Annotated in this window: 13 protein-coding genes and 1 tRNA gene; 8 read left to right on the top strand and 6 right to left on the bottom strand. The window is 58.0% G+C overall.

The features are described 5' to 3' along the window. Window positions 1-167 precede the first annotated feature (167 nt). Genes Q1A07_RS16500 through Q1A07_RS16485 form a run of 4 tightly spaced genes read left to right on the top strand, consistent with a single transcriptional unit; the run spans window position 168 to window position 2,818 of the window. Window positions 168-1,277 carry an alkene reductase gene (locus Q1A07_RS16500; protein ID WP_299783125.1) on the top strand — a complete coding sequence of 370 codons (1,110 nt, stop codon included), beginning with the start codon at window positions 168-170 and terminating at the stop codon, window positions 1,275-1,277. A gap of 29 nt (window positions 1,278-1,306) precedes the next feature. After that, a complete protein-coding gene (locus Q1A07_RS16495) occupies window positions 1,307-1,885 on the top strand; it encodes a TetR/AcrR family transcriptional regulator (RefSeq protein WP_299783124.1) in 579 nt (192 codons plus the stop codon). Window positions 1,886-1,906: 21 nt separating this feature from the next. Further along, on the top strand, window positions 1,907-2,206 hold the full coding sequence (locus Q1A07_RS16490; protein ID WP_299783123.1) for a YciI family protein: 300 nt from the start codon (window positions 1,907-1,909) through the stop codon (window positions 2,204-2,206). 6 nt (window positions 2,207-2,212) lie between these two features. Continuing rightward, on the top strand, window positions 2,213-2,818 hold the full coding sequence (locus tag Q1A07_RS16485) for a DNA-3-methyladenine glycosylase I (RefSeq protein WP_299783122.1): 606 nt from the start codon (window positions 2,213-2,215) through the stop codon (window positions 2,816-2,818). 95 nt (window positions 2,819-2,913) lie between these two features. On the opposite strand, the gene Q1A07_RS16480 is transcribed toward Q1A07_RS16485, so the two are convergent. Beyond that, window positions 2,914-3,621, bottom strand: coding sequence for a DUF899 family protein (locus tag Q1A07_RS16480; RefSeq protein ID WP_299783121.1), 708 nt, complete (start codon window positions 3,619-3,621; stop codon window positions 2,914-2,916). Window positions 3,622-3,641: 20 nt separating this feature from the next. Beyond that, complete coding sequence (locus Q1A07_RS16475) at window positions 3,642-4,340, bottom strand: glutathione S-transferase family protein (RefSeq protein WP_299783120.1); 699 nt, start codon at window positions 4,338-4,340, stop codon at window positions 3,642-3,644. Between the two features lie 114 nt (window positions 4,341-4,454). Here Q1A07_RS16475 and Q1A07_RS16470 point away from each other — a divergent pair, with 114 nt between their 5' ends. Together Q1A07_RS16470 and Q1A07_RS16465 are read left to right on the top strand one after the other, a co-directional pair. Beyond that, window positions 4,455-4,808 carry a helix-turn-helix domain-containing protein gene (locus Q1A07_RS16470; RefSeq protein WP_299783119.1) on the top strand — a complete coding sequence of 118 codons (354 nt, stop codon included), beginning with the start codon at window positions 4,455-4,457 and terminating at the stop codon, window positions 4,806-4,808. 479 nt (window positions 4,809-5,287) lie between these two features. Beyond that, a complete protein-coding gene (locus Q1A07_RS16465) occupies window positions 5,288-5,950 on the top strand; it encodes a VPLPA-CTERM sorting domain-containing protein (protein WP_299783118.1) in 663 nt (220 codons plus the stop codon). 15 nt (window positions 5,951-5,965) lie between these two features. Here the strand turns inward: Q1A07_RS16465 and Q1A07_RS16460 are convergent, their stop codons facing one another. After that, window positions 5,966-7,291 carry an ATP-binding protein gene (locus tag Q1A07_RS16460; protein WP_299783117.1) on the bottom strand — a complete coding sequence of 442 codons (1,326 nt, stop codon included), beginning with the start codon at window positions 7,289-7,291 and terminating at the stop codon, window positions 5,966-5,968. A gap of 48 nt (window positions 7,292-7,339) precedes the next feature. Between Q1A07_RS16460 and Q1A07_RS16455 the strand changes: the two genes are divergently transcribed. Together Q1A07_RS16455 and Q1A07_RS16450 are read left to right on the top strand one after the other, a co-directional pair. Continuing rightward, a complete protein-coding gene (locus tag Q1A07_RS16455) occupies window positions 7,340-8,251 on the top strand; it encodes an MBL fold metallo-hydrolase (protein WP_299783116.1) in 912 nt (303 codons plus the stop codon). Between the two features lie 81 nt (window positions 8,252-8,332). Continuing rightward, a tRNA-Asn gene (locus tag Q1A07_RS16450) sits at window positions 8,333-8,407 on the top strand. 108 nt (window positions 8,408-8,515) lie between these two features. On the opposite strand, the gene Q1A07_RS16445 is transcribed toward Q1A07_RS16450, so the two are convergent. The 3 genes from Q1A07_RS16445 to grrM all read right to left on the bottom strand — a co-directional run bounded on the left by Q1A07_RS16445 (window position 8,516) and on the right by grrM (window position 14,202). Beyond that, window positions 8,516-9,298 carry a hypothetical protein gene (locus tag Q1A07_RS16445; RefSeq protein ID WP_299783115.1) on the bottom strand — a complete coding sequence of 261 codons (783 nt, stop codon included), beginning with the start codon at window positions 9,296-9,298 and terminating at the stop codon, window positions 8,516-8,518. 145 nt (window positions 9,299-9,443) lie between these two features. Continuing rightward, entirely contained in the window at window positions 9,444-12,992 is a 3,549-nt protein-coding gene (locus tag Q1A07_RS16440) for a hypothetical protein (RefSeq protein ID WP_299783114.1), read from the bottom strand. Further along, window positions 12,937-14,202: a cyclophane-forming radical SAM/SPASM peptide maturase GrrM/OscB gene (gene grrM / locus Q1A07_RS16435; protein WP_299783113.1), complete on the bottom strand. Its 1,266-nt coding sequence runs from the start codon at window positions 14,200-14,202 to the stop codon at window positions 12,937-12,939. Before grrM ends, Q1A07_RS16440 begins: the two co-directional genes overlap by 56 nt. Window positions 14,203-14,784 lie beyond the last annotated feature (582 nt).

Raw genomic sequence — 14,784 nt, 5'->3', positions numbered from 1 at the left:
GGACTGCCTGCAATATCGCCGTCCGCGCCTGACGCCGGACTGCTGTCGAGTTTGAACAGAGTAACGGGGATAAGAAAACTCAAGATGAAGGATTGACAATTTAGGACACACGACCTAATTCCCGAAATAGGACAAGTGACCTAAAATCTGGATACAAGGATGTTACCGTGAAAGATGATCTCTTTTCGAATTTTATGATGGGCGATATCGATCTGCCGAACCGGATGGTGATGGCGCCAATGTCGCGTAGCCGCGCGACAAATGACGGTGTCCCAGGCGCGTTGATGGTCGAGCACTACAAGCAGCGCGCAACTGCAGGGTTGATCATTTCGGAATCCGCACCGATTTCGCAGCAAGGTGTTGGCTACCCCAATACGCCCGGGCTTTTCACGCCGCAGCAGACCGCCGGATGGTTGCGCGTAGTGAATGCAGTGCATTCCCAAGGCGGTCGGATTGTCGCACAACTCCAGCATTGCGGGCGCATTTCACACCGCTCTTACCAGAAGGATGGTGCGGCACCGGTGGCGCCTTCCGCGATCCGGCCAAAAGGCTTCGCGGTCACCGCACAAGGGTATCAGGATTTGGAGACCCCACGTGCCCTTGAGACAGCAGAAATCGCCGAGGTGGTGGAACAATATCGTCTGGCTGCACAGAACGCCCACGATGCTGGATTTGACGGCGTCGAGGTACATGGCGCAAATGGCTATCTCATTGATCAATTCCTCCGCGATGGCACGAACACGCGGACCGATGCCTATGGCGGAAATCTTGAAAACCGCACCCGGTTCCTTCGGGATGTTCTGGATGCGGTCACAGCGGTATTCCCATCGGATCGGGTCGGGCTGCGGCTCTCTCCGGAAAACAGTTTTAATGACATGACCGACTCCGATCCACAGGGGCATTTCGAGGGGATCCTTGAGACTGTGGCGGAGCGCGACCTGGGATATCTTCACATTCTGGAGTCGAGCATGGACATCGGCGGCCACATCGAAGGAGCCCCCAAGACGGTCGACTATCGAAACCTGCGCAAGCTTTTTCCGGGCGCTTACATCGCCAACAACGGATACACCAAGGCGCGCGCAGAAGAAGCCCTGCAGTCCGGACATGCGGATCTGGTGGCCTTTGGCGCGCCCTTCCTGGCCAACCCCGATTTGGTCCGGCGATTTCGCGAAGACCTGCCGTTGAACAAGGTCGATAAATCCACCTTTTATGGTGGCGACGCGACAGGATACACGGACTATCCTTTCGCAACCCCACGACTGGTTACGGCGGCATAGCACCGCCGCCGGCAAGAAAGGAGCTTATGATGGCTGCATCAGAAACACGTCAAAGCATTGTCGCCGCAGCGGATGATCTGTTCTACGAAAATGGCTTCGACCACACATCTTTCGCACAGGTTGCCGAGGTTGTCGGGATTTCCAGAGGAAATTTCTACTATCATTTCAAGACAAAGGACGAAATTCTTGATGCAGTCATCGAAAAGCGGCTGGAAGATCGGCGCACCATGATGAGCCAATGGTCTTCGTCACAAGAAACGCCTCGGCAGCGTGTTGCACTGTTCATCCGGATTCTGCTCACGAACGAGGCGAAGATCAAAGCCTACGGCTGTCCAATCGGGACGCTTTTCACAGAGCTATCCAAGCTGGATCATCCCGGAGAGGACAGCGCACGACGGCTGTTCGACCTCTTTCGCATATGGCTGAAGCGACAGTTCGAACTCATGGGCCACACGCGGGATGCAGACGATCTGGGCATGCATATTCTGGCCCGAAGCCAAGGAGTCGCAACCCTCGCCAATGCCTATCCAAACGAGCCCTTTTTGAAAAACGAGGTACAGCAAATGCTTGCCTGGCTGGAGGCTCTCGAAGCCTCCGGCAACACCTGACATGTAAAAGGATCAGACAGCATGTACATTATCTTCCTCCGCTTTTCGGACAACAAACCGGCCGCCAAGGATTACATGGCAGCTCACAACGCGTGGATTGCAAAAGGTGTGGCAGACGGCGTTTTCCTTGTGGTTGGCAGCTTGCAGCCGCAGCAGGGCGGCGCAATCATTGCTCATGCCGAAGACCGCGAAGCGATTGAACAGCGGGTCGCTGCCGACCCCTTCGTTCAGGAGAACGTCGTGACGCCGGAAATCCTGGAAATTTCGGTGAACACAACAGCGGAAAGCATGCGCTTTCTCAAAGACGACCAAGCAGCGTGACCGCCAATGACCGACCTCTACCAAGGACCTGACGGGGTCGCCCGATGCCGTTGGTGCGGTGCGGCGCCGGAATTTCTCGACTACCACGACAACGAATGGGGCTACCCTGTCGCCGATGACCAGCGACTGTTTGAAAAGCTGTGCCTGGAATCCTTCCAATCCGGGCTCAGTTGGCGGACGATCTTGAACAAGCGGGAAGGATTTCGCGCAGCCTTCGATGGGTTCGATTTTCACCAAGTCGCGCGATACGGGGATGCCGAAGTCGCGCGATTGCTGGCGGACGCAAGCATCGTGCGCCACCGTGGAAAGATCGAAGCCGTCATCAATAATGCCGCACGCGCTGTCGAGATGGTCGAAACCGGACAGTCTCTTGCACAGTTTTTCTGGAGCTACGAACCCGACCCGGAAGAGGTTGCCAAACCCCAATCGCAGTCAAAAAGCCCCAGTTCGATTGCCTTGTCCAAGGAATTGAAGCGCCGGGGCTGGAAATTCGTCGGGCCGACAACCGTATTCGCATTCATGCAGGCGATGGGCCTGATCAACGATCACAGCGAGGGTTGCGCCCTGCGTGAAAAAGCAAGGCAAGCGCGCGACAGGTTCAGCCGCCCCTGAATAGTCTTCACCACGGGCAGTTGTCGTCGCGCGCAAGATGGTGACATGTCGACGGCTGTGACAATCAAGATCTGACGTCTCTCTGGCCGACCAGATCAATATGAATCGCGATATTCGAGCCAGGCCATCGGATTGCCTTTCGCCGGTTCGGAGCGTCGCCCGTTTGGGGTCAGATCCATGTAGGCGTAGGCGGCATTGGTCGCATCCAGCCCCCGACCGTACATTGAGTAGGTGTGGTAGACCACGCCGTCTGCGTCTTTCGCGAAAACGGATGTGCCGTGCATTTCATCCAGAGGCGGATCTTGCATCGTTCCGAAATTGTAGGTGTTGTGCATGTCCTCGGGGCGGCCGGGGCCAAACCCAACGTCGTAGTCAAAATTGAAGGTTGTGTTGTGCGAGGAAACCCATTCGAAATCCCATCCCATCCGCTCTTTGAACGGGAGCACCCTTTCGAGTGGCGCGGATGATACAACGGCAAAGGCGATATCCTGCGCGCCCAGATGCGGCGTAAGACCCGCGTAGGTATCAGCCCAGAACGAGCAGCTTTTGCAAGGATTGCGCCAGTCCGGCCCGAACATGAAATGATAGGTGATCAACTGAGATCGCCCGCCGAACAATCCTGACAGGGACTTTTGCCCCGAAGCGGTTTCAAAACGGTAGTCCTTGTCGACCCGCACCCATGGCAGCGCCTGCCGCGCTTGGGTGATTTCATCCTTGAGGCGCGTGTGTTCCTTCTCTCGCAGGAGCAGGGCTTTGCGGGCGACCATCCAGTCTTCACGGGATGCAATTTTGTGCGGTTTCATGTCCGTTATCCTTTCATTGATCAATTGACGGTCGGCGTTTCCGCCCAGTGTTCGGGCATTGTGCCTGCGACCTCGGGCATCGCCTCCAGACGGTCCATCCAGGTGGAAATACACGGGTAAAGCTGGCGCATATCGCCCAAGCCGACTGCCTCCATAAGCTTGGCTTTAGTGGCGGCTGCCCGCTGTATGAGACGCACCTCGGGGTAGACAAGAGCTTCTGCCGCAGACAGGTGATCACCACGCAGATAGGGACGCCCATCCGACAAGCGCGCCTCAAGGTATCGGCATTCTACATGCGCCTGCGTCGCACCGGTTTCCAACATGTCCGCTTCGAAACTCCCCTTCTCGGGAAGCTCACCATGCGACGCGAATGCCACGGTCAAAAGCTGTCGGTTTGCTTCTCTGAAATCATCGTAGCAGGCCATGACAAGTTGCCAGATTTCAAGCGCATCATCGGGTGTGGCCCCGAATAGCGGGGTTTGCGGATATTGTCGGTCCAACCAGGCGAGAATTGCGATGGAGTTGTGCACCGAGACATCGTTGTCCATTAAAACGGGCAGTGTGCCTCTGATGTTCAGCTTTCGGATATCAAAATCACCCTCTTCGCGATCCGACGCGGTCAGTGTGCGTATATCAACCTGAATTCCCTTGAAGGCGAGCCCCAGACGGACCCGCCAGCTTGGCGGAGCACCACTGATTTGAAAGAGCGTCCGTTGCATTGCATCCTCCTGATGTCATGTGGTCAGGAAGATACGAAGACAGTATGCCTTTGCAAGAAGGCAGTTTTTTTGGATATAGTACAAAAAATGATACTATTGGGAGGGCGATAGCAGATGCCGCTGGATAAATCGCGTGTTAAGAATGTGAAGGAACCTGCTGATAGCAAAGAGCTTTGCCCAATGCCGGACATCGCAAAACTGATCGGTGGGAAATGGAAACTTATCATCCTGCAGATTTTGATTTTTCGCGGAACCAAGCGTTTCAGCGAACTCAAGCGAATGATCGACGGTGTGACGCAAACGATGCTCACGAACCAGCTTCGGGCGCTGGAAGCCGACGGTTTGGTCTCGCGCAAGGTCTACCCCGAAGTCCCGCCACGGGTGGAATACACGGCGACAGACCGGGCGATGGCGCTCACAAAAATGTTTCGCGAGATGCATGACTGGTGGGTGGCGGGGCAACGGTAGAGTGGAATGTGCTCAGCCTGTGGCTGGCGCAGCATTAACCTCACTCGAAACGGCGTCGTCGGGCTACCAGGTCAGGGTGCATCTGTAGCTGTTCATTCTGCGGTTTTCCCTGCGTTTGGAAGAGCGGAAATCGTGTAGACGCCCCACGATCACTCACCACTGCTTTCACCTGTTCGAATCGGGCAAATTTGTGGCGCCCACAGCCACAATACGGCTGCAACCGGTGCTAGAAAATACCTATCAACCTGATTTAAAACATTATTTTTGTTTACCATGCTTCCACAAAATTGACACATTTCGTAAAATTTGTGCTAAAAATTTCATTGCACTGACCCCTGTTGGGTTGGCGCATCTGTGTGTTGACGATTTGTTTTGGTATTCGAGGGGCAGTGCCCGTGTTTTGTGTGCGAGTAAGCTTGTTTACAGCAGCTGCAGTGTATTGCGCTGCGGCGTTCGCCCCGGCTGCGACCGCAAGCACGGTGCGCGAACTGCCTTCGGTGGCGTCTGAACCGCTGGGGGAATTCTCGCTGGCTGATCTTTTGACCGAAGACGCGCTGGGCGATGAGTGTATCACCGAGGACGATATTGATCTGGCATTTTTCGCCTCCGGCAAAGGCATGCGGCTACCCCGCACTTGCCTGCCCGACCCCTGCAATCAAGCTTTGACCCCCTTCCGATTGGCCGAGTTGATCGGACGGCCGGCACAAACGTCCGAATGGGACCGCTATTTTTCACGCTACGCAGATGCCTGCCGTAAAGAAGTCGTGAGTTTTGATGATGATGTGGCAGAAGAACCAGTGTCCAGAGCGGAATTCTGGGCGCCCATTTTGGGCGGCCGCGTGGTTCAAGGCCGATTGGTGCGTGGAGAGAATATCTTTGACCGCACAGCGCGGCGCTTTTTCTTTCCTCGTACAGGCGGCAGCCCAAGGTTCGGAACACCGGTGTCCTTTGGCCCGGGCCCATCGGGCGGCCCGACACCACCACCACCATTTGGTGGCGATCCCGAAGGCGATCCGGAAACCGGCGGGGATCCGAGCGGGACCGGCACCCCAATCCCAGCGCCCGTTCCCTTGCCGCTTGGTCTGTGGATGCTGATCAGCGGGCTGCTTGGACTCATCATGCTGCGCCGGGCACAGCACTAGAACAGATCAGACCAGTCAGCGCGCGATTACGATATCAGCGCGCAATCCCCCCAGACGTGCGGAGGAACTCAGCCGCAAAACACCACCATGCGCTCTGGCAATGTCTGTTGCGATGGCAAGGCCAAGACCAACACCACCGCCTTTGTCCTGATTGCGGGCGCTGTCCAGCCTCGTAAATGCACGTGTCGCTTCCGCCCTGCGACTTTCTGGAATACCGGGACCGTCATCCTCGACACGAATGCGCAGGGTTTTTTCCGTCAACAGCACCGAAACCTCCGCCATCGCGCCGTAGCGCACAGCGTTTGAGATCAGATTGTCGAGCGCCCGGCGCATGGCAAGCACATTAAGTTGTACGGTGCCGTCGCCCTCACCGTCCGCCGGCATCAGTGTCACGTCCCGCCCTGCACGGCGGGCGTTTTCCACGACATGCGCAACAAGGTCATGCGGGTCGACAGGCTCCGGCTCCCCTTCACCTGCGCCCTTCACGAAATTCAAGAATGCATCGAGCATCTGCTGCATGTCATCAACATCCTGCTCCAGAGCCTCCCGCTCCTCATCCTCCAGCATCGACAGGCTCAACCGCATACGGGTCAGTGGCGTGCGCAGATCGTGACTGACACCTGACAACATCAAGGTGCGCTGTTCGATCTGACGTTCGATCCGATTGCGCATGTCCAGAAACGCATTGCCTGCCGCGCGCACCTCCACCGCTCCCGAGGGAGTATATGGTTCATGCCGCCCGCGTCCGAAAGCTTCTGCCGCGCGCGCCAGCCGCTTGATAGGGCGCAGCTGGTTCCGCAGGTAGAGGATGGCGATGACGGTCACCAAACCACCGAAGAACAGCATGTTTACGAAAAGCTGGTGCGGGTTGGATGCGGAAACACGTCGCCGGTCGAAACTGATCACAACCGGGCCGTGACGGGTCTCGGCGTAGACATGCACGCGCCGGTTTTCGGTCAGATCGATTTGGCTGACCTGTGCTACCTGTTCCGGTAACATCGATACGATCACCCGGCCTGAAAAATCAGAAAATGCACGCTGATGTTCGGTCGGCACCTCGGCAGGATCAACGGCTTCGGCAGTGATGGCCAGTTGCGATGTCCCTTCAATCACATGGCTGCTGATAGATCCTCGATCCGGCGCGCTGTCGATGACATCCAGTACAAAGCGTACTTCGCGAGCAACGGCGTTCGTCATCTGTTGCGTGACATCCTCGAAATGGCGCGTCAAAAAGAGCACCGTGACCACCAGTTGCAGGAACACCACCGGCAACAGCAGGATCAGAACCGCCCGCGCGTAGAGGCTGCGCGGCATATAGTGTTTGAGCCAGAGGAACGACATGGGCTAGACCCTAAAGGCGCCTCTGCCCATTAGAAAGAGTGAAAGACGATGCCGCCGCGCGATGATCCTGATGCCCCTGCCGGTCGGGTGGAAGTACTGGAACCGGGCGTGCGGCGGATCGTGGCCCCGAACCCCTCTCCGATGACCTTCAAGGGCACCAACAGCTACCTGCTGGGGGCCACTGAGATCGCGGTGATTGATCCCGGCCCGCTGGATCAAAACCACCTTGCCGCCCTCCTTGATGCGCTCACGCCTGACCAGCGGATCACCCATATCGTCGTGAGCCACGCGCATCTGGATCATTCCCCTCTCGCCACCGCGTTACAGAAGGAATGTGGCGCGCCGATTTACGGTTTTGGCCCTGCAGGGAAAGGGCGCTCCGCGGTGATGCAGCGCCTCGCCGAAAGCGGGCTTGTGGGCGGAGGTGAGGGTATAGATGCCGCGTTTTCGCCCGATCACGAACTGGAGGATGGCGCGCTGCTGAAAGGACCGGACTGGCAGCTGCGCGCCCTTCATACGCCGGGTCATATTGGCAATCATATTTGCCTTGCCTGGGACGACATCTGCTTTACAGCCGATCATGTGATGGGCTGGGCCAGTTCACTGGTCTCGCCGCCCGACGGCGATCTGACCGATTTCATGGCTTCTTGTCGACGTCTGCAAAAGACCGAGTGGCGGCGATTTTTTCCCGGCCACGGCGATCCGGTGGACAATCCAAAAGCAAGGCTGGATTGGCTTGTTGCGCACCGGCAATCGCGTGAAAGGGCGATCCTTGCGGCTCTGCAAAGCGGACCGGCAGATGCGCAATCCCTGGCTCGCGCCATTTACGGCGATACCCCCGCCGGCCTTATGGCTGCCGCGTCGCGCAATGTATTGGCGCATCTGATTGATCTGGTTGGTAAAAACAAGGTAGCACCCAAGGCCCCCCTGCGCGCCGACACACGCTTTTATCTGGCCTGACGCCGCTGCGTCCAAAATTCAGGAATTCCTGCAAAATCCTCTGGACGGCGCAAAATGGCACTGCTATATCGCGCAAACCGTTCCGGCGTAGCTCAGCGGTAGAGCAGTTGACTGTTAATCAATTGGTCGTAGGTTCGATCCCTACCGCCGGAGCCAAAATCTCCTAGAGATAACAAGACGATCAAGGCCTCTCACACGAGAGGCTTTTGTCGTTTTGGGCGGGCTCCACAACAACTCTACAACATACCGAAGCCCCTAAGGCGTTCACTTTGGGCAGATCACGTTGGCCCGTTCTCGAAACGAACTTGGCAAAGTTGTACGCGAAGCCAGTAGGTCAAGGCCGAGTGTTTGGGCGACCCACGCTAGGTGGCGGTCCTCGACATGCATGTGTGCAACTTCCAACGCCGCGAGCAGAGCACTTGTAAGCTCGCGATCTGACAAAGCACCCACTGCGCTTGAGTGAGAAATCAAGTCAACTGTGCTCGCAAATTTCAGATTGGGGAACCGACTTGCCCCTATGAGTTGTGTTTTTCGTTCATCAATGACGGCCCAACACTTTAGTGTTTCAGAGATCGCCAGAGTCGCCGCCTCACCATCCCCGACGCTTGTCAGACTTGAGCCGGACACGAGTTGAAAATAGTTGGCTTGGGCTTGGTTTGGGACGTCAATCGACGCGACCACTTCATGTTCGAGAAGCGGCAAAAGCGCCAGCGCATCATTATAGCCAAGTTTGATGCTTTGCTTGAGTTCTCTGACTACAGGGGAAGGCATCAGCACTTCCATGGGAACAGCTTCGAGGATCCTATCCGCAAACCCGGAAGCACTTAGGTTCACAAACGAGCTTGCTTCGATTACCAGCGGTTCTTCAGAACCTTCGATACGGCTATGGGTGCTGAACTGATTGCTGGCGCCGCTACGGAAGTCTTTAGCGCCCAGGTCTTCCCACACGTAGCGGTCGGATGGTTCATCGTACCCGGCTGCATGAAGGCTTAAACGGCGCAGCATGCAGGCGGCGCAGACGCCACATTGGCGAAGTTGTTGGTTCACCGACGCTTGCCGCTGAGGGTCTGGCCGAGTTCATCGGCTGACGCGCCCTCAGGCGGTATCTGGGGCGGTGCTGGCATAGGCTTATCCCAACAGCGGAGCCGCTCGCTGTTGATGCTGTCGGTTTCGCCGCTCTCAAACTGGCAACCTAGGGCTCCGGCGTGTCCAGCCAGCAAGGCTTTTCATCGGCCCAGCGTTGCACGAACGGGTGGACTTCGACCTGTTTATCGGTTGTCCCACCTTCCGAGGTCCAAACGAAAAGCGGCACGCTTGGCGCACGTCCGGGCGCATTGGAGGGCGGTGGGCCTCCGGAACCGCCGCCTTGTTCCGCCGCAGCTGCCCGCGCCGCTGCGGCAATCTCGAGGTTCTCGTCGAACTTCCTGAAGTGAAACATTCCATCCGGGGGATGCACGCAGTTGAAGTGGGCCACCACGCCTTTCATATCCGGTAAAACCACGATGCTATCAGCACTTTGATTGTCTACAGTGACAACTGTCCCACGCCACAAACGCTCACCCTGCAACACCAGCTTGCCCGGCCTGCCCGCCTCGAGCGAAAGAATTTGCGGATAGCGCTGAACATACTGGTCGAATTCCCGGTAGTAGTACGGTGCACGGATGAAATCGAAGTTGAATCGGGCGGTGATCTCTTCCACCCGCCGCGGCAACTTGATCTCAAAGCTGCGACGGAACTGGCGCATGGAAGGCATGATCTCTTCCGTCTCGCCAGTGGCTGCAGCCGGGTCGGCCCTGCAGAGCTTGGTGAAATCAACAGCGGGCGAGTTGACATGCGGCGGCTGCACCCAACAGGCCCGCACATCGAAATCGACACGCTTCCACCAGCTGGGCAGGCTGATGACAGCAGACAGCCTATGATGGCTGGACTGGTACCCCCCCGTACCCCCCAACGGTCGAGGGCGGATTGCCCAGCCAAAGGTCGCCCGGTCAGTAAAGTTCTTGCCGGTCGACTGGTCCTGTTGATCAGAGCCCGGCAAGTGGCTGAACCCGATCACCCGTGGATTGCTGACCACCTGTTCCCTGCTTCTGGTGTCCGCCAAACTCATTTGCCCCGTCAGCGCCGATCCCGCAGGCAAGGCCGCGCCAAGCTGGGCGGAAGCCTCATCAATCCGGTGCGCCAGGTCGTCCCCGTCCCCGGCGCGCGGGCTCACGGCATAAACCGTGACATCGCTGCGCTGCGTGTTGATCCAGTCGCGCAGCATGCAGGACAGGTAAATCTCCGTACGGGCCTCGTGATTGTTGGCATGACGTTTCGCAAGACCAAGACAGCTCTTGGTCATTTCAAGCCGTTGACGGGTCTCGTAGGAAAGCGCGCGCTTTTCGCAGCCCTTTGACGTCTGATCCGGCGACAGGTTCTGATCCACGATCTGCAGAGCAGCCTTCAGCCCCGCGTCCGAGAGCCGGATCGTGCGCATACTGACATTCTTCGCAATGCAGTTCGCCGTCAGACGCTGTTTCCAGTTTCCGCCACCCCACACACCACCGCCGCCGACCTTGAATTCGTCGATGACGTCATAGAGACGGGCGGGAATAATCTCGCCGCGCGACCTGTTTGCGCGGTTTTGAACGGCCGGCAGAAACCCCGCCTCGCGTGCACCAAAGACTTCATTGCCGGGCAAATCCTTGTGTTGCGATACCTGGATGCGGCATCCCGTCGTACTGCAGCCTTCCAGCGAGATTTCGAGAAAATCACGGATGGAACGGCTTTCGCGGTCGTAGACAGACAGCTCTTCCTGCAGGCGGGCGAGCAGGAAATGCGACATAAGCTCGTTGGAGGCATAGGCCGCTTCGCTGCGCACGATGAGGCATTTGTAGACCCCGACCACCGATGGGGCAGCAGGGCCGGTGCGTGCGGAGCATTGCTCGATGGTCGAGCGCAGTTGCGGATGGCTTGTCGCCTGCCCGCGGACAAGCACGAAGTTCTGCGCGCCCTCCTCCCGCAACCTTTTCCGCAAGGCTGCAATATCGGTTTCAGTCGGCAGATGTGCATCGAACTTGGTCAGCGCTGCCAGCAACCGGAACTCGGCAGGCGCGGAGGCTTGGCCCTTTGCCGGGGCCGTCGGCCCCGCCCGTTTTTGAGGATCGAACGCGGCTTGCATCATCGCGCCAAATTGCGCCTCTCGGCCCCATTCCTCCATCCCCTGCCAAACCGAGATCAAACGTACCAACGCCCTCTTGTAATCTTCGTCCTGCGGCATGGAGCCCACATCCATCGGAGGCTCCGGCATGGCTTCTGTCATGGTCTGCTGCGGGCAGTCGATAAGAGCGCCCTCCTGCTGCATGGCCGCACACTGGATGCTGCTTTCTGATTGCATGTTGCCGCCACCAGCCATGTTCTGCTGATTGGACTGCGAAGGTCGCACACTGTTTTGAAGTTTTTGCAGGGTCATCTGGCCTTCGACAGCAAGCACCGTGTTGATGTAATGCGCGCGTCGGATTGCCTTGCGAAACCCGGCCTGCACCAGCGGCGCCAGGGCATGAGAGCTCTTTACAGTCGGCACCTGATTATCTGTGCTCCAGTCAAAGCCAATGGTCTCGGCAATCCAGTCCTTGCAAGCACTTGCCCAGCCCGGCGCGAGCCGGCTGGAACTGGTTATGTCCGCGTGCACCAACCGCCGTTCACGGCACAGCGCAAGCACCTCCGGGTCGTAAACGACCGCGTTCAGGAACGACGAAATCAGCTCGCGCCGCAAGAACCAGTCCAGCGCAATGTTTTCCTTTGGGTCGACCGGGTTGTGCAGGCGGCCGTTCTGGCGAAAGGCCTCGATCCGTGCATCCAGCACCTTTGTCAGGAACTGCTGGATTTCCCGCTGCCACCCGCGCAACAGTTCCACGTCATCCACGATACGGCTTCGTTCGCTTATCACTTTCTGAGCATTGCAAACGGCATCATCCTCCGTGCCGACGCAATCCCGCTCGAAATCGGTATAGGGGTCGCGGGCTTCGATGATGAAAACGGCTGTCCCCGGATAACTGCGCCGGTTGATGAGGGGCATCACAACAGCGTCGAAATTCAGCCGGTATAGTGTATTGCCTTCAAGGTCATGGCCGTCGTCCAGCAGCGTATCCATCAGATCGGTGCGCAGCCGCAGTCGCATCTTGTCAACTGCGCTCAACTGCTGCAGCGCGCTCACGGGCACGGGCTCTGTGGTGGCTGTCTGGGTCTGGTCCTGCGCCTCTTGCGTCGCCCCCATCAGCGTCGCAATCAGGTTTTGCGAGCGCCGCTCGCGCGACACCGGCGTGGTGGTTTGATCGCCCTTGGTTTTCGCAAGCTGTTGTTCCAGCCAGTTGGCCTGCCTGAAGCGGTCGTTGACCAGACGTTCTCGAGTGTAGAGCTGCGGTGGTTCGATCGACAGAACGCCGGGCAGCACCGGTTCAGAGACGGCGGCCCGCCCGGCCATGACGATTTTACGGATCTGGTCCGGCCACTGCGTCCAGTGCCCCTGCCAGACGGCAATGGCCAGGGCTGCCACGCCAACCAGAATAACACCCGGCAGGATGGGCCGTACGAGACCTGCCAGCCCGCTACCCAATGCAGGTACCCATCCAAAAAGCTTCGACCCAATCGAGCGCTCTGGCGCAGGCGCGGGCGGCTCAGGCGTTTCTCCGGCGTCGGCCCCGACGTTATCGCCGGCCAGATTCTGTTCCGGCGTGTCGTTCAGCGGATCCTGATCGGTCATGGAGAAATCCTCCTTGTGGTGGTTGGTCGAAAACCCCTGCGTCGAGGGCGTCGAGGACGGTTTCCAGCGTGATTTGACGGGTCAGTTTGCAGTGAAGCGTTTCGGTGCCGTCGAAGCGGCCCAGCTCGAAGTACTTGTTGGCGGGGGCCCCACCGCCGCAGACCTCGAAGAACCGGCAGTCTGCAGCGCAGGCTGCAACGCCCTCGGCAATACTCGATGCTGCCCGACGGAATGCATCACTCTCCTGCATGATCTGCACACCGCCGTCGCGGACATTGCCAAAGACGAAATCATCATAATCCGGCGCAGCGGCCCCAATAAGTTCTGGCGAAAAGGTCGACAGACCGCCCTGGACACCAACTGTCACGATCCGAAACGGGTCCACCTGCCAATTGTCCGACCGTTGGTCGTGCGGCGCCGCGAGCAGGCCCTTGACCCCTTCGATCTCACGACACTGGAATGGGACAGGATCGGCGGCGCACCGGCGCAGGAATTGCTTCAGAAAAGACGTGTAGCCCTCTGCCACCTGAGATGTCGCAAGCAGACTGCTGCCCCCTTCCTGCCCTTCCTCCTCTTCAACGTTGAAGGCGACATTACGGATACCTTGCCCGGTGAAGAAGTCGTAGATGTCGTCGGCACGCGACAGGCTCTGCGCCGTGAGTACCGATATGACATGGAACGGCAGGCCCGCCTCCTGCAGCCGCGACACGCCCCGCATCACCAGGGCATGGCTGCCCGTCCCACGCCGCGTCCGGCGACGGCTGTCATGCAGGTCAGCAGGGCCATCGAGGCTGACGCCGATGTTTACTTTCCACTTGCGCCACAGGTCCGTCCAGGACGTATTGACCCCGACCGCATTGGTTTGAAAAGCGTGGCGCAGCGGCAGGCCACCGCTCTCCCGTTCAAGCAATGCAAAGGCATGTTCGTACCATGCCACAGGCAGCGTCATTGGCTCACCACCGTGCCATACGACTAGCGGGCGTTCATCCGGTGGACAGGGAGCAATGATGTTCCGGCCAATCGCGCTCAGCGTTGCATCCGACATCCGCGCACGGTCATCGCGATGCTGCAGATAGCAATAGCTGCAATCGAGATTACAGTACGACGTCGGCTGCAGAACGAGAAGCGAAGGCGCCTGCCGCTGCGTTACCAGTTTGCCCAGTTGTTCCAGTTGTTCCAAAAGTTCGACCAGTTGCTCCAATTGTTCCATTGCGCGACTGAAAGATCATCAGAGACATCCGGCAACTTGGTCGCAGCGGTCTCTAACCGCACCCGCAACAGGTGTCGGTCGTCTTGGAGACGTTGCGCAGCTTCCGGTACATCCAGTCCAATTGGAGCGGCATTCGCTGCAGAGAAAGACGGAATTGCAGCTAACAACAGGACCAGCGAGGTCGATGTCTTAAGTCGGCACATAAAAAGCTCTTTTTTAAATAATATGTGAATTCTAGCACAGGTTACGCGTTTTTGCACCAACGAATTCAACCACCGGTTCTTTGGACACCTGGGGAGAAACTGTTCGAAGGCCTCTGCGGGAGCTTTCTCTGAACCGACAAGAGCCTCGGAAGTGACCGGCCAACAGTAGCCCCGGAGCACCGGTTTGATCCTGCAAGTTGATCGGCGGAAGCAATCAGGCGTTGAAACCGATGCTCGCAGTATGATGCGGAAAACTCCAAGGTCGCGGCTTTCAAACACGAATGATCAAGCGACGCAGCGCTTGCAGCAGATTAGTTTCAACTGTCCGTCAGCTTCGACGGAAGAGGTGCTTGACGCAATTCTGGCAACGGACCGCTCC

The organism is uncultured Roseobacter sp. (genome assembly GCF_947492555.1).
In the GTDB taxonomy this organism is placed as follows: domain Bacteria; phylum Pseudomonadota; class Alphaproteobacteria; order Rhodobacterales; family Rhodobacteraceae; genus Roseobacter.
This window is presented reverse-complemented; position numbering and strand designations above follow the sequence as displayed.

Excerpts from the sequence above, each read along its gene's own strand:
- Q1A07_RS16485 (WP_299783122.1), top strand. The coding sequence starts at position 2,213 with ATGACCGACCTCTACCAAGGACCTGACGGGGTCGCCCGATGCCGTTGG.
- Q1A07_RS16455 (WP_299783116.1), top strand. The coding sequence starts at position 7,340 with ATGCCGCCGCGCGATGATCCTGATGCCCCTGCCGGTCGGGTGGAAGTA.
- grrM (WP_299783113.1), bottom strand. The coding sequence starts at position 14,202 with ATGGAACAATTGGAGCAACTGGTCGAACTTTTGGAACAACTGGAACAA.
- Q1A07_RS16495 (WP_299783124.1), top strand. The coding sequence starts at position 1,307 with ATGGCTGCATCAGAAACACGTCAAAGCATTGTCGCCGCAGCGGATGAT.
- Q1A07_RS16475 (WP_299783120.1), bottom strand. The coding sequence starts at position 4,340 with ATGCAACGGACGCTCTTTCAAATCAGTGGTGCTCCGCCAAGCTGGCGG.
- Q1A07_RS16480 (WP_299783121.1), bottom strand. The coding sequence starts at position 3,621 with ATGAAACCGCACAAAATTGCATCCCGTGAAGACTGGATGGTCGCCCGC.
- Q1A07_RS16460 (WP_299783117.1), bottom strand. The coding sequence starts at position 7,291 with ATGTCGTTCCTCTGGCTCAAACACTATATGCCGCGCAGCCTCTACGCG.
- Q1A07_RS16490 (WP_299783123.1), top strand. The coding sequence starts at position 1,907 with ATGTACATTATCTTCCTCCGCTTTTCGGACAACAAACCGGCCGCCAAG.
- Q1A07_RS16470 (WP_299783119.1), top strand. The coding sequence starts at position 4,455 with ATGCCGCTGGATAAATCGCGTGTTAAGAATGTGAAGGAACCTGCTGAT.
- Q1A07_RS16440 (WP_299783114.1), bottom strand. The coding sequence starts at position 12,992 with ATGACCGATCAGGATCCGCTGAACGACACGCCGGAACAGAATCTGGCC.